At 62.3% G+C, this 17,760-nt stretch carries 13 protein-coding genes; 8 read left to right on the forward strand and 5 right to left on the reverse strand.

The genetic code is table 11. The annotated features are described in order from the left end of the window. The first annotated feature begins 38 nt into the window (after window positions 1-38). The 3 genes from LIY45_RS20210 to LIY45_RS20220 all read left to right on the forward strand — a co-directional run bounded on the left by LIY45_RS20210 (window position 39) and on the right by LIY45_RS20220 (window position 2,517). Window positions 39-224: a hypothetical protein gene (locus LIY45_RS20210; RefSeq protein ID WP_017478613.1), complete on the forward strand. Its 186-nt coding sequence runs from the start codon at window positions 39-41 to the stop codon at window positions 222-224. Window positions 225-442: 218 nt separating this feature from the next. After that, window positions 443-1,117, forward strand: a complete 675-nt coding sequence (locus LIY45_RS20215; protein WP_226477377.1) for a heavy metal response regulator transcription factor — start codon at window positions 443-445, stop codon at window positions 1,115-1,117. Next, window positions 1,114-2,517 (forward strand): heavy metal sensor histidine kinase, encoded by a 1,404-nt coding sequence (locus LIY45_RS20220; protein WP_226477378.1) that lies wholly within the window; start codon window positions 1,114-1,116, stop codon window positions 2,515-2,517. The genes LIY45_RS20215 and LIY45_RS20220 overlap by 4 nt, the downstream gene beginning before the upstream one ends. Window positions 2,518-2,656: 139 nt before the next feature. Here the strand turns inward: LIY45_RS20220 and LIY45_RS20225 are convergent, their stop codons facing one another. Genes LIY45_RS20225 through LIY45_RS20235 form a run of 3 tightly spaced genes read right to left on the reverse strand, consistent with a single transcriptional unit; the run spans window position 2,657 to window position 8,196 of the window. Continuing rightward, window positions 2,657-5,818 (reverse strand): CusA/CzcA family heavy metal efflux RND transporter, encoded by a 3,162-nt coding sequence (locus LIY45_RS20225; protein ID WP_226477379.1) that lies wholly within the window; start codon window positions 5,816-5,818, stop codon window positions 2,657-2,659. Window positions 5,819-5,836: 18 nt separating this feature from the next. Further along, the gene (locus LIY45_RS20230; RefSeq protein ID WP_017478609.1) at window positions 5,837-6,955 is read right to left on the reverse strand and encodes an efflux RND transporter periplasmic adaptor subunit; all 1,119 of its coding nucleotides are present in this window, start codon (window positions 6,953-6,955) and stop codon (window positions 5,837-5,839) included. Between the two features lie 17 nt (window positions 6,956-6,972). Beyond that, complete coding sequence (locus LIY45_RS20235; protein ID WP_226477380.1) at window positions 6,973-8,196, reverse strand: TolC family protein; 1,224 nt, start codon at window positions 8,194-8,196, stop codon at window positions 6,973-6,975. Between the two features lie 161 nt (window positions 8,197-8,357). Here LIY45_RS20235 and LIY45_RS20240 point away from each other — a divergent pair, with 161 nt between their 5' ends. Beyond that, complete coding sequence (locus LIY45_RS20240) at window positions 8,358-9,032, forward strand: heavy metal response regulator transcription factor (RefSeq protein WP_008437506.1); 675 nt, start codon at window positions 8,358-8,360, stop codon at window positions 9,030-9,032. 3 nt (window positions 9,033-9,035) lie between these two features. Here the strand turns inward: LIY45_RS20240 and LIY45_RS20245 are convergent, their stop codons facing one another. Then, window positions 9,036-9,941 (reverse strand): cation diffusion facilitator family transporter, encoded by a 906-nt coding sequence (locus LIY45_RS20245; RefSeq protein WP_226477381.1) that lies wholly within the window; start codon window positions 9,939-9,941, stop codon window positions 9,036-9,038. A gap of 217 nt (window positions 9,942-10,158) precedes the next feature. Between LIY45_RS20245 and LIY45_RS20250 the strand changes: the two genes are divergently transcribed. Next, window positions 10,159-11,529 (forward strand): gluconate:H+ symporter, encoded by a 1,371-nt coding sequence (locus LIY45_RS20250; RefSeq protein WP_023659163.1) that lies wholly within the window; start codon window positions 10,159-10,161, stop codon window positions 11,527-11,529. Window positions 11,530-11,582: 53 nt separating this feature from the next. Here the strand turns inward: LIY45_RS20250 and LIY45_RS20255 are convergent, their stop codons facing one another. After that, a complete protein-coding gene (locus LIY45_RS20255; protein WP_226477382.1) occupies window positions 11,583-12,866 on the reverse strand; it encodes an MFS transporter in 1,284 nt (427 codons plus the stop codon). Between the two features lie 189 nt (window positions 12,867-13,055). Between LIY45_RS20255 and LIY45_RS20260 the strand changes: the two genes are divergently transcribed. The 3 genes from LIY45_RS20260 (at window position 13,056) to LIY45_RS20270 (ending at window position 17,731) form a co-directional block, all read left to right on the forward strand. Beyond that, window positions 13,056-14,474, forward strand: a complete 1,419-nt coding sequence (locus tag LIY45_RS20260) for a TIGR00366 family protein (protein WP_226477383.1) — start codon at window positions 13,056-13,058, stop codon at window positions 14,472-14,474. A gap of 264 nt (window positions 14,475-14,738) precedes the next feature. Next, window positions 14,739-16,439 (forward strand): acid phosphatase, encoded by a 1,701-nt coding sequence (acpA, locus tag LIY45_RS20265; RefSeq protein WP_226477384.1) that lies wholly within the window; start codon window positions 14,739-14,741, stop codon window positions 16,437-16,439. A gap of 122 nt (window positions 16,440-16,561) precedes the next feature. Beyond that, entirely contained in the window at window positions 16,562-17,731 is a 1,170-nt protein-coding gene (locus LIY45_RS20270) for a hypothetical protein (protein WP_226477385.1), read from the forward strand. The last annotated feature ends 29 nt before the right edge of the window (window positions 17,732-17,760 follow it).

The following is a 17,760-nucleotide window of genomic DNA, read 5'->3' on the forward strand; positions in this document are numbered from 1 at the left end:
CTACAACTAACGGCACACGCCTTATTTGGAGAATAGCCATGAAGCCCTCTCACTTGTTATTGATCAGTTTTCTCGGCGCCACTTCCAGCCTCGCCTTGGCCGACGACGGTGCCGACCGTTCCCGGCAGTTCCTCGCCGAGTTCCGCCAGCAACAGCAGCAGGTCCACGGCGAACAGTCCGTGGCCGAAGCCGCGCCCGCCGACGCACAGAAGCAGTCGATCTGAACGGCGCACACCGAGCACATTCATCTCTGAAGCTTTTGTGTAGCTCCTTTGGAAAGAGATGAATTTTTTACGCCCCGCATGGGGCGTTTTTTTGTCTGCCGGTTTTGCAGCGCAACAAGCAGTCACAAACTGGCTGATTGACCCTGTAGCTACTTCAGCCTTCAGGCTTCGGAAAATCTGAATCGCAGTCTCTCTCTATCAATAAAAGGTAAATCCCCATGCGTATCCTTGTGGTTGAGGACGAGCAAAAAACCGCTGCCTATCTGCAGCAGGGCTTGAGCGAAAGTGGTTACGTGGTCGACTGTGCCGCCAGCGGCGTGGACGGCCTGCACCTGGCCGGGCAACACGGCTACGAACTGGTGATTCTCGATGTGAACCTGCCGGGCAAGGATGGCTGGGAAGTACTTGAACAGCTGCGCCGTGACGGAACCCAACGGGTGATGATGCTGACGGCCCGTGGCCGGCTCACCGACAAGATCAAGGGCCTGGACATGGGCGCCGATGATTACCTGGTCAAGCCCTTCGAGTTTCCCGAGCTACTGGCTCGCGTGCGCACGCTGCTGCGGCGCAGCGAGCACATCGCGGTGCCGGAAGTTTTCCGCGTGTCAGACCTGGAACTGGACCCACGCCGCCACCGCGCATACCGCGGCAACCGACGCATCGACCTGACCACCAAGGAATTCGCGCTGCTGCATGTGCTGATGCGTCAGTCCGGCGAAGTGCTGACCCGCACGCAGATTATTTCCCTGGTCTGGGACATGAATTTCGACTGCGACACCAACGTGGTGGAAGTCTCCATCAGCCGCTTGCGGGCCAAGGTCGATGACCAGAGTGACGTCAAGCTGATCCATACCATTCGCGGCGTGGGTTATGTGCTGGAGGCCCGTCAATGAAAGCCAGCAGCCTGTCGATGCGTCTGGGGCTGACGGTGAGCCTGATGGGCGCCGGCCTGGTGGTGTTGCTCGCGACCTTGGCGTACCTGGCGCTGACTCACGAGCTCGAGAAGCTGGCGCGCAAGGGCCTGGAAAGCAAGATGGAACAGATCCAGCACAGCCTCGCCCTCGGCCTGGACACCCGCGACATCCGGGCCCGCCCGCACTCGCTGATGGACCTGGTGATGGGGCACGATAACTTCTACCTGACCATCGTTGGCACCGCGCCCAATGAAGTGGTGCTGCTCAGTGTCGGCGCCAAGCCACAGGAACCGTTGCTGACCGACTTCGCCCCGTCCCAAAACCTCGGTTACCTGAACTGGGATGACAGCAATGGCAATCAAGTGCTCAGTGCCTCCAGCCTGATGCGCCTGGCCAGCGGCGAACGCGTGCGGGTCCTGTTATCGCTGGATCGCCGGGACGATCAAGCGCTGCTCAGTGCCTACCTGCGCTCCACCGTGATCGCCCTGCCGTTGCTGTTGCTGCTGATCGGCATCGGCGCCTGGTGGGTGGTGCAACGCGGGCTGGCGCCGCTGCAACAGTTCAGCCGGGTCGCCGCCAAGGTCACCACTCAGGACCTGACCCACCGCTTGGCTGTGGATAACTTGCCCCAGGAGCTGGGCGAGTTGGCCCAAGGCATCAACTTCATGTTGCAGCGCCTGGACGGCGGCGTGCAGCAGCTGTCGCAGTTCTCCGATGACTTGGCCCATGAGCTGCGCGCGCCGCTGACCAACTTGATGGGCAAGGCCCAGGTGACGTTGTCCCGGGAGCGCCCGCCGCAGGAGTACAAAGCGGTGCTGGAATCCAGCACTGAAGAGATGGAACGCCTGGCGCGGATCGTCTCCGACATGCTGTTCCTGGCGCAGGTCAGCCACCCCACGGCGCGGGTTTCGTTTGCGCCGGTGTCCCTGGCCGCGGAAGCGCGCCGGGTGATGGAGCTGTTTGCCTTGAGTGCCGAAGACAAGCAATTGACCCTGAGCCTCGACGGCGATGCGTCCGTGCATGGCGACCGCTTGATGATTCAGCGGGCGATTTCCAATTTGCTGTCCAATGCCATCCGTCATACACCCCACGCCTCCACGGTTTCGGTGCGGGTGGAAACCCACGGGCGGCAAGTGTCGCTGTCGGTGGGCAACCCCGGCCCCGGGATTGAAGCGCAACACCTGCCGAACCTGTTCGAACGCTTCTACCGCGTCGACAGCAGCCGCGCCCGCTCCGAAGGGGGCACCGGGCTGGGGCTGGCGATTGTGCGGTCGATCATGGTGCTGCATCAGGGGCGGGCTGAAGTCAGCAGCGAGCCCGGAGATTTCACGGTGTTTCGGTTGGTGTTTCCCCTTCATACCAACGCTCTCTGCCAATAAACCATTGTGGCGAGGGAGCTTGCTCCCGCTGGGTTGCGCAGCAACCCTAAAAAGCCCGCCGCATTCTTTCAGCTGAAAGTGGGTCGCCGGTGTTGGGGCTGCTGCGCAGCCCAGCGGGAGCAAGCTCCCTCGCCACAGGTTATTGGTCAGGCATCAGGCGGTCTTCCTGTTCTTCACGCCGATGCGCCCAGTGATACAGTGCCGGCAATACCAGCAGGGTCAGCAGTGTCGACGAGATAATCCCGCCAATCACCACCGTCGCCAACGGGCGCTGCACCTCGGCGCCGGTGCCGGTGGCGAGGGCCATGGGGATAAACCCGAGGGAGGCCACCAGCGCCGTCATCAACACCGGGCGCAAGCGCGTCAGGGCGCCTTCGTTGATGGCCACCGACAGTGAACGGCCCTCCTCCCGCAGGCTACGGATGAACGCGATCATCACCAGCCCGTTCAGCACCGCCACCCCCGACAGCGCGATAAAGCCCACGCCCGCCGAGATCGACAGCGGAATATCCCGCAGCCACAGCGCCATGATCCCGCCGGTCAACGCGAAGGGAATCCCGGTGAACACCAGCAGCCCGTCCTTGAGGTTGTTGAACATCATGAACAACAGCCCGAACACCAGCAGCAACGCCACCGGCACCACGATGCGCAGTCGCTCGGAGGCTTCCTTCAACTGCTCGAACTGACCGCCCCAGGTGGTCCAGTAACCTGCGGGGATTTTCACCTGGGTGTCGATGGCGGCGCCGGCTTCTTCAACAAAAGAACCGATATCCCGCCCACGCACGTTGGCGCTGACGATCACCAGGCGCTTGCCGTTTTCGCGGCTGATCTGGTTGGGGCCGAGCACCAGGTCCAGGCTGGCGACTTCCGACAGCGCGATAAACCCCAACTGCCCTGCCGCGTTATTCGCCAGCGCCGGAATCGGGATCAGCAACCGCGACAGGCCTTCGATATCGGTACGCAGTGCATCGGACAAACGCACGACCATGTCGAAACGCCGGTCGCCTTCGTACATCGTCCCGGCCTGGCGCCCACCCACGGCGACGGCAATCGTGTCTTGCACATCACCCACGTTCAGGCCAAAACGCGCGGCCTTGTCGCGGTCGATATTGATGGTCAGCACCGGCAGGCCGGAGGTCTGCTCCACCTTCACTTCCGAGGCGCCCTTGAGGGTTTGCAAGGTCTCGGCGATTTCCCCGGCGGTCTGGTTGAGCACCGCCATGTCGTCACCAAACACCTTCACCGCCACGTCGCTGCGCACCCCGGAAATCAGCTCGTTGAAGCGCAGCTGGATCGGTTGCGACAGTTCATACACGCTGCCCGGCACAATCGCACTGGCGCGCTGGATGTCGGCGATGATCGCCTCGCGGGACTTCTTCGGGTCGGGCCACTGGTCCTTGGGCTTGAGCATCACGTAGCTGTCGGAGATGTTCGGCGGCATCGGGTCGGAGGCGATTTCCGCGGTGCCGGTGCGGGCGAATACCCGCTCGATTTCCGGCACCTCGGCCATCAAGGTCTTTTCCAGTTGCTGCTGCATCTGTACCGACTGTGTCAGGCTGGTGCCCGGCACCCGCAACGCTTGTTGGGCGAAATCGCCCTCGCTGAGGCTGGGGATAAATTCACTGCCCATGCGACTGGCCACCGCACCCGACACCACGATGGTCAGCACCGCGAGGCCGAACACCAACGGGCGGCGCGCCATCACCCAATCGAGTACCGGCGCGTAGACGCGGCGTGCGCTGCGCATCACCAGGTTTTCCTCTTCCTTGACCTTGCCGGTGACGAACAGCGCAATGGCCGCCGGCACGAAGGTCACCGACAGAATCATCGCCCCCAGCAGCGCGATCACCACGGTGAACGCCATCGGGTGGAACATCTTCCCGGCCACCCCGGTAAGGGCAAAGATCGGCAGGTACACCACCATGATGATCAGTTGCCCGAAGATCAGCGCGCGCCGTGCTTCCTTGGCCGCCGCGAACACTTCATGCAGGCGCTCGCTGCGGGTCAACAATCGCCCGTGGCGCTGCTGGGCATGGGCCAGGCGGCGGATGGCGTTCTCGACGATCACCACCGCGCCATCGACGATAATCCCGAAATCCAGGGCGCCGAGGCTCATCAGGTTGGCACTGACCTTGTTGGTGAACATCCCGGTAAAGGTGAACAACATTGCAAGCGGAATCACCATCGCGGTGATCAGCGCGGCGCGGATATTACCGAGGAACAGGAACAGCACCGCCACCACCAGCAGCGCGCCTTCGAAGAGGTTTTTCTTCACGGTGCTGATGGCTTTTTCCACCAGGTTGGTACGGTCGTAGACGGTGACGGCGACCACACCTTCAGGCAGCGAACGGTTGATCTCTTCGAGTTTTTTCGCGACGGCCTGGGACACGGTGCGGCTGTTTTCGCCGATCAACATGAACACCGTGCCCAGCACCACTTCGCGGCCATTTTCCGTGGCGGCACCGGTACGCAGCTCGCGACCAATGTCGACCTGAGCGACGTTGCGCACCCGAATCGGCGTACCGTCGGAGGTGGTGATCACGATGTTGGCGATGTCGTCGATGGACGCGACTTGCCCCGGCGCACGGATCAGCAATTGCTCGCCGCTGCGCTCGATGTAACCGGCGCCGACGTTGGCGTTGTTGCGCTCCAGCGCCGTGACCAGGTCGCCCAAGGTCAGGTTGTAGGCCGCCAGGCGCTTGGGGTCCGGGGCGATCTGGTACTCCTTGGCAAAGCCGCCGATGGTATTGATCTCGGCCACGCCCGGCACGTTGCGCAGTTGCGGCTTGATGATCCAGTCCTGGATCACCCGCAGGTCGGTCGGCGTATAGGCTGAGCCGTCCTCCTTGCGCGCGCCGTCTTTCGCCTCCACGGTCCACAGAAAAATCTCACCGAGCCCGGTGGAAATCGGCCCCATCATGGTTTCGATGCCATCGGGCAATTGCTCGCGAGCCACCTGCAAGCGTTCGTTGACCAGTTGGCGGGCGAAGAACAGATCAGTGCCATCCTTGAAAATCACCGTGACCTGGGACAAGCCCGAGCGCGACAGCGAGCGGGTCTGCTGCAAGCCCGGCAGCCCGGCCATGGCGGTCTCGATGGGAAAGGTGATGCGCTGTTCGGTTTCCAGCGGCGAAAACCCCGCCGCCGCCGAGTTGATCTGCACCTGGACGTTGGTGATATCCGGCACCGCGTCGATGGGCAACTTCTGATAGCTGGCGATGCCGACACCGGCCATCAACAGCACCGCCAGCAACACGATGATGCGCTGCTCGATGGCGAATTGGATAAGGCGCTCAAACATGGGAAATCACTCGCAGGGTCAATGGGCGTGCTCGGCCGAGGCCTTGCCCAACTCGGACTTGAGGATGAAGCTGCCGACGGTGGCCACCTGCGCGCCGGCGTCGAGGCCCTGGCGGACTTCGACGAAACCGTTTTCGCTGACGCCCAGTTCGATATGCCGGGTCATGAAGCCGTCGCCGGTGCGCACGAACACCGAGGGTTTGTCTTCGACGGTCTGGATGGCTTCCTGCGGGACCGTGACCTTGGCCTGGTAAGTGTCGGTGGCAACTTGCACAGAGACGAACAGCCCAGGGCGCCACGAGGCGTCGGGGTTCGGCACCGTGACGCGCACGGTGGCCGTGCGGGTCTGCTCGCCCAGCAAGTTGCCGACATAGGCCACGGTGCCGAGCACTTCGGTGCCCATTTCCGAGGAGGTGACCTTCACCGGTTTGCCGACCCGGACCTTGTTCAAATCCTTGGGGAACACGCCGAAGGTGACCCACACCTGGGACAGGTCCGAGAGGGTGAAGGCGTTGCTGGTCTCGCTCACCACTTCGCCGACACCCAGGTGTTTTTCCACCACCACACCATCAAACGGCGCACGCAATTCGTAGCGATTGCCGCCGACCAATACGGCGCTGCCGCTCAGGGCGCTCATCTTTTGCCGGGCATTGTTCAGAGCGATTTCGGCCTCTTGCAGCGCCTGGCGCGCCAGCAGGTAATCCTGTTCGGCGGAGATCTTGTCCTGCCACAACTGGCGCTCGCGCTGGAAGGTGGTGCGGGCCAGGACTACCCGGCGTTCGCTGGCGGCCAGTTCACTGCGCTGATCGGAAATCTGCTGGCTGGCGATCACCGCCAACAGCTCGCCCTTCTTTACCGATTGGCCGAGATCGACCTTCACCGACTCCACTACACCAGCGGCACGCGGAACGATGTGGGAAGTGCGGTCTTCGTCGAAACGCACCTCGCCCGGCAATGACAGCACGGTGCTGATCTGCCGGGACTGCGCCGGGGCGAGCTGAATGCCGGCGGCCTGGATCTGCTGTTCGGTCAGCTCGAGCTTGCCTTCTTCTTCCGCCTCAGCCGCCATGCTGGTAGCCGGCCACGCCAGCATCAGCCCCAGCGCGATGGCCAGCGCCCTACTTTGTGTGTTGTTCATGGAATGCTCCTGGAAATTCAAAACCGGGCGAGGTCGCCGTAAATCCGTTCGATACGCACCCAGGCTTCAGTGGCCTGGGCGGTCGCCGCGAGGTATTGGGTGCGAGCCGCAATCAAGGTGCGCTGGGCGTCGAGCACGTCGAGGAAGTTGAACTTGCCCATCTCGAAGCCACGGGTGGCGCTGTCCACCGCGCTTTGGGCGGCGGGCAGGATCTGTTGGTTGAACGAGCGCACTTCGGTATTCGCGGTTTGCCAGAGGTCCAGGGCCTGGCGGGTTTCGGTGCGCAGGCGCAGTTCGGCGGCGTTGCGCAGGTCGCGGGCCTGGTCGGCACGACGACTGGCGGCGAGCACATTGCCCTGGTTGCGGTTGAACAGTGGGATTGGCATTGACACCCCCACCACGTTGACCCGCTCACGCACGCTGGCGTCGTATTGGCTGCCGATGGACACGTCGAGGTCGGGAATGCGCTGGGCCTTTTCCAGGCCCAGGGCTGCTTCGCCCTGGACGATTTGCAGCTCGGCCAGGCGCAGTTCGGCGGTTTGTTCCAGGCGTGCCAGCAACTGTGATGTCGACGGTAGCGCCGGTGCCGCCTGGGCTTGGGTGGCGACCGCCTGGAAGTCGGTATTGGCCGCGCCGGTACTGGCGGCGAGTCGGCGATAGGCGTCGGTCAGGCCCATCTGCGCGCGGTTGAATTCAAGGCGGATTTCCGAGAGCTGAACCTGGGCGCGGGTGGCTTCCACCGGGGACGATTTGCCGGCAGTGACGCGACCGTTGGCAACCACCAGGCCGCGCTCGGCCAATGCCAGTGAGCGCTGGGCCAGGTCGAGGCGTTCCTGGGCGCGAAGTGCGCCGTAGTAACCGTCGATGACCTCCGCACGCAGCCCGTTGCGACGCTGCTCCAGGGTCAGTGCGGCGGCTTCCTGGGCGCGGGTGGCGACATCAATCCGGGCGCCGCGCTTGCCACCCAGTTCCAGGGTCTGGCTCAGTTTGACGGTGGTGGTGCGTGAGTTGCGGCGGGTGTCTTCGGCATCCCAGGAGGCCACCGGGTTCGGGATCAATCCGGCCTGTTGGCGACCGCCCTGGGCAATGTCGATTTCCCACTGTGCGGCGGCCATATCCGGGTTGTTGGCGAAGGCAGTTTGCAGGGCCGATTCGAGGGTCAGGGTTTGCGCATTGACGCCCTGAACCGTCATCAGTAATAGAACGGCGGACCCAATGAACGTGCTTATAAAAGTTGGCATAACCAGAGTTCCATGCCCATGAATTAACAGGTGGGCAATGTAACTTTCAGTACTTATCAGAGGAGTGGCCAGAACATTACAAATCCGTTAGCAACGGCTCTGGCACGGGCTTTTGCTTTAAGCTCCCGGCAACTTTTCCACTGCCCAGCGGGATCCTCGACATGCGTATTCTGGTTATCGAAGACGAACCTAAAACCGCCGATTATTTACATCAGGGATTGAGCGAAAGTGGCTATATCGTTGACTGTGCCGCCACCGGCGCCGATGGCTTGCATTTGTCTCGCCAGCACGCCTATGACCTGGTGATGCTCGACGTCAATTTGCCGCTGATGGATGGCTGGGATGTGTTGCAACGCATCCGCCAGAACAGCAGCACGCGCATCATGATGCTGACCGCCCAGGGCCGCCTCGCCGACCGGATCAAGGGCCTGGACCTGGGCGCCGATGATTACCTGGTCAAGCCGTTTGAATTCCCCGAACTGCTCGCGCGCGTGCGCACCTTGATGCGCCGCAGCGTGCACTCGCCGGTGCCGGATGTGTTGCGGGTGGCTGACCTGGAACTGGATCAAGGCCGCCACCGGGCGTTTCGCGGCTTGCAGCGCATCGACCTGACCACCAAGGAGTTCGCCCTGCTGCATTTGCTGATGCGTCAGAGCGGCGTGGTGCTGTCCCGCACGCAGATCATCTCATTCGTGTGGGACATGAACTTTGATTGCGACACCAACGTGGTGGAAGTGTCGATCCGCCGTCTGCGGGCGAAGATCGATGACCCGTTCGAGCGCAAGTTGATCCATACCTTGCGCGGCGTGGGTTATGTGCTGGAAGACCGTGAATGACGGTCAGGCGTGCACCTCGTCGTGCTCGTCATGCTGAAAACCAGCGCCTTCGATCTGGATCGTGGCGTGGGAAATATCGAATTGCTCATGCAGTAACTCCGTCACCTGGCTGAGGATCTGTTGCTCGCTGCCTTGCGCCGAATCCGCCACCAGATGAGTACTCAGCACGCTCTTGCCGCTGGTGAGGGCCCAGATATGCAGGTCGTGCACCTCCTTGACCCCGGGTACGCCGCGAATCGCCTGCTCCACCTTGTCGATATCAATGCCGTCCGGCACGCCTTGCAGCAGCACATTCATGCTTTCCTTGAGCAGCGTCCAGGTGCGTGGCAACACCCAGAAGCCAATCGCCGCCGCCACCACCGAATCCACCCAGCCCCAGCCGGTGTACATGATCACCACCGCCGCGATGATCACGCCGACGGAGCCGAGCATGTCGCTCCAGACCTCCAGGTAAGCGCCCTTCACATTCAGGCTTTCGCCGCTGGCCGCACTCAGTAATCGCATGGAAATCAGATTGACGATCAGCCCCAGCACCGCGATCACCAACATGCCGGTGGACTGGATCTCGGCGGGCGCCTGCAAGCGTTGATACGCCTCATACAGGATGTAGAACGCCACGCCGAACAGCAGCAGCGCATTAAACGCCGCGGCCAATATCTCGAACCGCGCATAGCCGAACGTGCGCTTGCGGTCGGCGGCGCGCTTGGCCACCTGGATCGCCACCAGGGAAATCGCAAGGGCCAAGGCGTCGGTCATCATGTGCGCGGCGTCAGACAAAAGCGCCAGGCTGCCGGTGACAAAGGCGCCGATCACCTCGGCAATCATGAAACTGCCCGTCAGCCCGAGGGCGATCCATAACTTGCGTTCGTGGCCGGCGCGTACTTGGGCGTGGCTGTGTCCTGCACTCATGACATGTCCTCGTGGGTTGTGGTCCGGTTGATCATAGAGCTATAGGTTAAAACCACCGCCATAGGTTGCAAAATTGTCATCCTGCGGTCAGGTGGGCGATATGCCATGCGCACCAAAATTGAACATGAGCGCTCTGGAACCGTTGTATCAGGTATGCTTTTCGAGCAGGAAACAAAAAGAAACATATTAGCCAACCTGTTCGATAAGGAGTCCCGTTTTGGAGTTATCGACTGCCGCGTGGATGGTTCACGACACCCGCCTCATGTTCTGCGTATTACTGGCCATCGCCAGCATCATTGTGTTGATCAGTGCGACCAAGCTGCCGCCCTTCCTGTCGATCCTGATCGGCACCTTTATCGCCGGTGTCGGCGCCGGCTTGCCGCCGGAAGAAGTGGCCAAGGCGTTCAGCAAAGGCGCCGGGGCGATCCTCGGTGAAGCCGGGATCATCATTGCCCTGGGCTCGATGCTCGGCGCGTTGATGGCCGAGTCCGGCGCTGCCGACCGTATCGCCACCACCCTGCTCGGGCTGGGCAAGGGCAAGTCGTTGCCCTGGGTGATGGCGCTGGTGGCGATGGTGATTGGCTTGCCGCTGTTCTTCGAAGTGGGCCTGGTGATGATGGTGCCGATCATCTTCGTGATGGCCAAGCGTTCGAACCAGCCGCTGCTGAAAATCGCAATCCCGGCGCTGGCGGGGATGACCACCCTGCACGCTTTGATGCCGCCGCATCCGGGGCCGCTGATTGCGGTGGGCGCATTGCACGCCGACCTGGGCCTGACCATGTTGCTGGGCTTCTGCCTGGCGGTACCGGCCGTGATTCTGGCGGGCCCGCTGTACGGCAACTGGCTGTCCAAGCGCATGCACGTGGATGAGCCGGCCGACATTGGCGCGCTGTTCAGCGCACCGCCCAAGGCGCCGCGCCAGCCGAGTTTTGGTGTGTCGCTGCTGATTATCCTGTTGCCGGTGATCCTGATGCTTGGCAGCACTTTGGCCAAGGTCGCCATGTCGCCGGAAAGCCCGGTGGCACTGACCTTGAAGTTCCTCGGTGAGCCGTTGATCGCGCTGGGCCTGGCGGTGATTGCCGCAGTGATTTGCCTGGGCTGGGCCAGTGGCATGCCGCGGGCCGATGTGGGCAATACCTTGCGCAAGGCACTGGCGCCGATCGCGGTGCTGTTGCTGACCATCGGCGCGGGCGGCGGGTTGAAGCAAACTCTGCTGGATGCCGGCGTGAGCCAGACCATCAGCAAGGTGGCCGAAGGCGCGCACATGCCGTACCTGTTGCTGGCCTGGTTGATTGCAGTGGCGCTGCGTCAGGCGACGGGTTCGGCGACCGTCGCCACCACGACAACGGCGGGCATCCTGGCGCCGATGATGGCGGGGTTGGCGGCGACGCAAAGCTCACTGGTGGCCCTGGCGATTGGTGCCGGCTCGGTGTTCTTCTGCCACGTCAACGACGCCGGCTTCTGGATGGTGCGGGAGTACTTCGGCTTGCAGTTGAAGCAGACGATCTGGGTGTGGTCGGTGTTGCAGACCATTGTGTCGGTGGTGGGCCTGGTGGGCACATTGCTGATGTGGCACTTCCTGACGTAATGAGCGGACGCGGAGCGTCCAGGGAGGCGTTCCCACGCAGAGCGTGGGAACGATCAGGTGGGGTGGCGCTTGCCAAAATGCGCCGCACTCACTGCGCCCACCGCGCCCATCACCACGCAATAAACCACGCAGATCCACGGGCTGGTGGGCATCAATGCGATCAACATCAGCGGTGTGGTACTCGCCCACAGTGCATAGGCAATGTTGTAGGTGAAGGAAATCCCCGACACCCGCACCTGCGCCGGGAACAGGCTGACCATCACCGACGGCACCGCGCCCACCACCCCGCAACTCAAACCGGCAATCGCATACGCCGCGCCCAACCACACACCGCCGGCAATCAGGCTGGCATAGAGCACGGCAATCCCCACCGGCAGCAGCAGGCTATAGACCAACACCGCACGCCAGGCGCCGATACGGTCCACCAGCAGCCCGGCCAGCACACAACCGATGTTCAGGAACACGATGCCCAGCGCGCTCAGGGCGAAGGTGTGGCTGGGGCTCATGCCGAAGGTTTTCTGCATCATGGTCGGGGTGATGACCACCAGCACGACGACCGCCGAGGTGAGTACGCAGGTGAGGATCATCGCCGGCAGCAGCGCGCTGCGGTGCTCCCGCAAGACGGTGCGCAGGGGCAGTTCGGCGCCAGCTTGGCGGCGGGCCTGCATCTGCAGGAATACCGGGGTTTCACTGAGCCAGCGCCGCAGCCAGACGCCGATCACGCCGAATACGCCGCCCAGCAGGAACGGGAAGCGCCAGGCGTAGTCGAGGATTTCGGTCGGGGTGAAAACCTGCGCCAGCAGGGTCGCGGTCAGCGCGCCGAGCAGGTAGCCGAACGTCAGCCCGGCTTGCAGGAAGCCCAGGGCATAACCACGGTGGTTGTCCGGGGCGTGCTCGGCGACAAATACCCAGGCACTGGGCACTTCTCCGCCCACCGCCGCGCCCTGGAGGATGCGCAGCGCCAACAGGATCAAGGGCGCGAAATAACCGATTTGTGCGTAGGTGGGCATGATCCCGATCAGCAGACATGGCAGCGCCATCATCAGAATGCTCAGGCTGAACACCCGCTTGCGTCCCAGGTGATCGGCGAAGTGCGCCATCAGGATCCCGCCCAGCGGGCGTGCGAGGTAGCCGGTGACGAAGATACCGAAGCTTTGCAGCAGGCGCAGCCACTCGGGCATTTCCGGCGGGAAAAACAGCTGGCTGAGGGTCAGCGCGAAAAATACGAAGATGATGAAGTCGTAGATTTCCAGGGCCCCGCCCAGAGCGGCCAGGCCCAGGGTTTTGTAGTCGGAGCGGGAGAAACGCTGTGCCTGTGGATAAGAGGTGGCAGTCATGGAAAAGCTCGGCAGGCAAACAAAATGGAATGCAGGTTATGAGCTGGGCCGAGTGATGGCAATCACGCTGGATATATTTGCTTTACTCATTGATCAATGAAGATAACTACATTCCCAAATGAATAGCCGTAGAGGAACATGCAGCAAAACTGCCGCCCCCCATAATAAATACAAATAGAGGTACTGAACGTGGCCGATGCTATCGAAGACAGCCGCTACGCCCGATTTGCCCTGCGTTGTTCAAACTTCGCCGAGCGCTGGTTCCCGGACTCCTGGGTGTTTGCCGCCCTCGCCGTGATCATTGTCGCCGTGGCGACCCTGGGCATGGGCGCCGCCCCGACCGAGGCCGCCAAGGCGTTTGGTGACGGTTTCTGGAGCTTGATCCCGTTCACCATGCAAATGGCTTTTGTGGTGATTGGCGGTTATGTGGTCGCCAGCTCCCCACCCGCCGTGAAACTGATCGACCGCCTGGCGCGCATCCCGAAGAACGGCCGCTCTGCCGTGGCGTGGGTGGCGCTGATTTCGATGGTCGCCTCGTTGCTCAACTGGGGCCTGTCGTTGGTGTTTGGCGGTTTGCTGGTGCGGGCACTGGCCCGTCGTACGGATTTGCGCATGGACTATCGCGCGGCCGGTGCGGCGGCGTACCTCGGCCTGGGTGCCGTTTGGGCGCTGGGGCTGTCGTCGTCGGCGGCGCAGTTGCAGGCCAACCCGGCCAGTTTGCCGCCGTCGATCCTGTCGATCACCGGGATGATCCCGTTCACCGACACCATCTTCCTGTGGCAATCCGGGGTGCTGTTGCTGGCACTGATCGTGGTCTCGCTGATCATCGCCTACGCCACCGCGCCCGGGCCGAACTCCGCCCGTGACGCCAAGGCTTGCGGGGTCGATCCGGCCTTCAACCTGCCCAAGCCGCAACCGCCGACGCGCCCGGGCGAGTGGCTGGAACACAGCCCGTTGCTGACCATCCTGCTGGCGTTGCTGGCAGCCGGGTGGCTGTTCCACGAGTTTTCGACCAAGCCGGCGATCAGCGCGATCTCCGGGCTCAACACCTATAACTTCCTGTTCCTGATGGTCGGTGCGTTGCTGCACTGGCGCCCGCGCAGCTTCCTCGATGCGGTGGCCCGTGCGGTGCCGACCACCACCGGGGTGCTGATCCAGTTCCCGCTGTATGGCTCGATTGCGGCGTTGATGACCGTGGTCAAAGGCAGTGACGGCGCGACCCTGGCGCACCATATCTCGACCTTCTTCACCTCGATCGCGTCCCACGACACCTACGCGCTGTTGATGGGCGTGTACTCGGCGGTGCTGGGCTTCTTTATACCGTCGGGTGGCGGCAAGTGGATCATCGAGGCGCCGTACGTGATGCAGGTTGCCAATGACCTGGAATATCACCTGGGCTGGGCGGTGCAGATCTACAACGCCGCCGAAGCGCTGCCGAACCTGATCAACCCGTTCTATATGCTGCCGCTGCTGGGCGTGCTGGGGCTGAAGGCGCGGGACTTGATCGGCTTTTCGTTTGTGCAGTTGCTGGTGCATACGCCGCTGGTGTTGTTCCTGCTGTGGGCGTTGGGCACGACGCTTAAATATTTGCCGCCGGTGATGCCGTAAACGCTTCTGTCATATTGCCTGCTTAAGCTTCTCACCCAGGCCCGGCAACGCCTCTTGCCCCTTGATCGGCACCTCGCCGATCAAGGGGAAAATCAGTGCGTCGCAGCGCGGTCGCGTTACAAAACCCGTCAGTCACAAACAGTTCCCTTACGCCCTAAGGCCTCGCCTTATAGACTGAAGCGTTTAAGCTTTGCCATATTTCACGCCATTTCAATGAAACATCCAGAAATAAAATAAACCAAAAACAGCAGTGAGAAGCCTCGGATGACTGACGAAACAGAAGACCAGAATGCCTCCCAAAATGCCTCCGACACCCTCCCCGACTCCAGCCGTCGGCGCTTTTTGGGTGGGGTCGCTGTACTCGGGGCCGGAGCCACCCTGAGCGCCTGCGGCGGCACAACCGACCAGCCAAGCCCGCCGGTCGACCGCGAACTGACGCCTGCAGAACTGGACAAGGCCCTGCACGACAACGTGAAAACCGTGGTGGTGATCTACGGCGAGAACCGCAGCTTCAACAATCTGTTTGCCGATTTCCCCGGCGTGGAGAGCCCGCTCTCCGCGCTCAAGCCCGCCGACTACCAGCAACACGACCGCGACGGCAGCCTGCTGGATACCTTGCCTGAGGTGTGGGGCGGCGTGACCCAATTGGGCCCGCAGACCATCGACGGGGTGATCTACCCCAGCGCCACCCAATATCAGCAACACTTGCCCAACGCCCCCTTCGCGTTGAAAGGCCCGGACGGTGAAGACCTGCCGCTGGCCTTGATCACCCGTGACCTGTGGCACGTGTTCTATCAAAACCAGATGCAGATCAACGGCGGCAAGAACGACCGTTTTGTCGCCTGGGCCGACTCGGGCGCACTGACCTTTGGCTATTACCCGCAAACGCGCTATTCCCTGCGCCTGTGGGACGTGGCCAAGGAATTTGTGCTGTGCGACAACTTCTTCCAGGGCGCCTTTGGCGGTTCGTACCTCAACCACCAATACCTGATCAGCGCCCAGGTGCCGTTCTACCCGGATGCCGCCAACTCGGTGGCCAAGTCGCAGATCGCCACGTTGCAGAGCGACGACCCGACCGACACGCGCCTCAAGCCGCTGGACAAATCCCCGGCCAGCGCCATGACCGGCCCGCCGCAATTCGGCCCGAGCGCACTGACCCCGGACGGCTACGCAGTAAACACCATGGCCCCGCCCTACTGGCCCACCTGGATCCGCGACCCGGAACGCCCGGACTACGCCAAGCCGGACCTGCCCAGCGTATTGGTCCCACAGTCTCACGAGCATATCGGCGACAAGCTGTCGAAGAAGAACGTCGACTGGGCCTGGTACGGCGGCGCCTGGCAGGCAACGATTGATGAGCACAAGGATTCGGCAGCGATTCCGAAGATCCCTAGCTTTCAGTACCACCACCAGCCGTTCAACTACTTCAAGCAGCAAGGCCCGGAAAACCCGGTAGAGCGCAAGAAGCGCCTGCGCGATGGCGGCCTGGGCGACGACCCGAGCACCAACCACTTCATGGCCGATGCCCAGGCCGGCACGCTGCCGGCGGTGAGTTTCTACAAGCCCCAGGGCAACCTGAACATGCACGCCGGTTACGCCGACGTGGCTTCGGGCGACCGGCATATCACCCGTACGTTGAAGATGCTGCAGGAAAGCCCGCAGTGGAAAAACATGGTGGTGATCATCACGGTCGACGAGAACGGCGGCTGGTGGGACCACGTGGCACCGCCAAAAGGCGACCGCTGGGGCCCGGGCACACGTATTCCGGCGCTGGTCATTTCTCCATTCGCACGCAAGGGCACGGTGGACCATACGGTGTATGACACGGCGTCGATCCTGCGCCTGATCACCCGGGTGTTCCAACTGGAGAAACTCGACGGCATCAAGCTGCGGGACGAGTCGATGGTCGCCCGTGGCCAGAAACCCATGGGTGACCTGACCAATGCGTTGCACTTCAAGGTGTAGACGCACTTGCTCAAAAGCGACAAGCGCGCAGTTTTTCTACGCGCTTTCCCCGGTCAACCGCTACTGTGTGAGGGTGGGCATTCACCCCGCGCAGACGGGCTTTCGCTGACAGGGAATCATCCATGTTTAAACTCTCCAGGTTGTCCTTCACCCTGGCCGCACTGACCTTGAGTGCGGTCGTACACGCTGACATCACCGTACCGCTGGGTACCCCGCAACGGGTCACCCAGTTGTTCGCGTACCCGAACAATTGCAGCGTCATCTGCTTTCGTCCCTGGACGCTGGAGCAGACCGTCGAGCACTACCTGAACCAAAGCCTGCAACGAGACGGTTACAGCCGGGGCAAGGTCAGTGTAAAAACCGAGCATGACCAGGTGCTTGCCACCTTCAGCGGCGTGCCGGACGGTTACGGCCAGCCGCTGACCACCTTGCTCGACACCGCCGACCTGGCTTACCAGGGCGCCAGCAAGCTCAATGGCGATGGCAAGTGGCAGTTCAACTGGTACCTGTTCCTGCCGCTGGGCATGGCCCTGGAAAACCGCAAGAGCATCGAGCTGCTGCACTTCCCGCCGGATTACTCCCTGACCCACTTCCAGGACTACCTGGAGTCGGCCACCACCGACCGCTGGGCGACCTTGCTCACGGCCAACGGCATCCCGGCGACCCAGACGCCGGAATACCAGACCATCATCGATATCGCACCGATCGCCGCCCCCGCCACGGCGGGCAAGGACCTGGAAGGTGTGTACGGTTACTTCACCGACTACCAGACACGCATGGTCAAGGAGCTGAGCCTGCACGCGGGCGGCGCATTGCCGATGGTGGCTTTTGGGGCGCCAGTGCGCAGCTGGATCAAGCAGCAATACGGGCAAACCGTCGGTGTGTTGGGCCTGGCGCAGATCAGTCCGGCCGATGGCAGCCAGGTCGCCGTGCTGGGGGCCAACCACCCGAGTTACATCTGGTATGCCGCCAACCCCGACACGTATGACGGTGACGAGCAAAAGGCCGACGAGGCCGGCTTGAAGGTGATGGGCCAGGACTTGAGCGCCGCGTGCTGGCAGGCCTCGATGGGCCAGAAGCCCGCCAGCGATCCGAATGTGCAGCTCAAAGGCTGCATGAACACCTGGCAGGTAACACGCAAGGAGCAGACCTGCGAACTGTTCTACACCTCGATCCGCGAACTGACGCCCGAACAAGCGAACGCCAAGTGCGCCCAGCCCGCAATCAAGACTCAGCTAAGGCAATTGAAAAGCGCAGTGCCAACACCGGCGGTTGATGCACCGGCGCTTTGACACAAGCTGCATGGGGGGGCGTTTTCCTA

Origin of the sequence: Pseudomonas sp. MWU16-30323 (genome assembly GCF_020515595.1) — a bacterium.
Taxonomy (GTDB): Bacteria; Pseudomonadota; Gammaproteobacteria; order Pseudomonadales; family Pseudomonadaceae; genus Aquipseudomonas; species Aquipseudomonas yamanorum.

Bases quoted from the DNA above. Each gene is read 5' to 3' on its own strand.
- LIY45_RS20210 (WP_017478613.1), top strand. From the start codon at position 39: ATGAAGCCCTCTCACTTGTTATTGATCAGTTTTCTCGGCGCCACTTCC.
- LIY45_RS20215 (WP_226477377.1), top strand. From the start codon at position 443: ATGCGTATCCTTGTGGTTGAGGACGAGCAAAAAACCGCTGCCTATCTG.
- LIY45_RS20220 (WP_226477378.1), top strand. From the start codon at position 1,114: ATGAAAGCCAGCAGCCTGTCGATGCGTCTGGGGCTGACGGTGAGCCTG.
- LIY45_RS20225 (WP_226477379.1), bottom strand. From the start codon at position 5,818: ATGTTTGAGCGCCTTATCCAATTCGCCATCGAGCAGCGCATCATCGTG.
- LIY45_RS20230 (WP_017478609.1), bottom strand. From the start codon at position 6,955: ATGAACAACACACAAAGTAGGGCGCTGGCCATCGCGCTGGGGCTGATG.
- LIY45_RS20235 (WP_226477380.1), bottom strand. From the start codon at position 8,196: ATGCCAACTTTTATAAGCACGTTCATTGGGTCCGCCGTTCTATTACTG.
- LIY45_RS20240 (WP_008437506.1), top strand. From the start codon at position 8,358: ATGCGTATTCTGGTTATCGAAGACGAACCTAAAACCGCCGATTATTTA.
- LIY45_RS20245 (WP_226477381.1), bottom strand. From the start codon at position 9,941: ATGAGTGCAGGACACAGCCACGCCCAAGTACGCGCCGGCCACGAACGC.
- LIY45_RS20255 (WP_226477382.1), bottom strand. From the start codon at position 12,866: ATGACTGCCACCTCTTATCCACAGGCACAGCGTTTCTCCCGCTCCGAC.
- acpA (WP_226477384.1), top strand. From the start codon at position 14,739: ATGACTGACGAAACAGAAGACCAGAATGCCTCCCAAAATGCCTCCGAC.
- LIY45_RS20270 (WP_226477385.1), top strand. From the start codon at position 16,562: ATGTTTAAACTCTCCAGGTTGTCCTTCACCCTGGCCGCACTGACCTTG.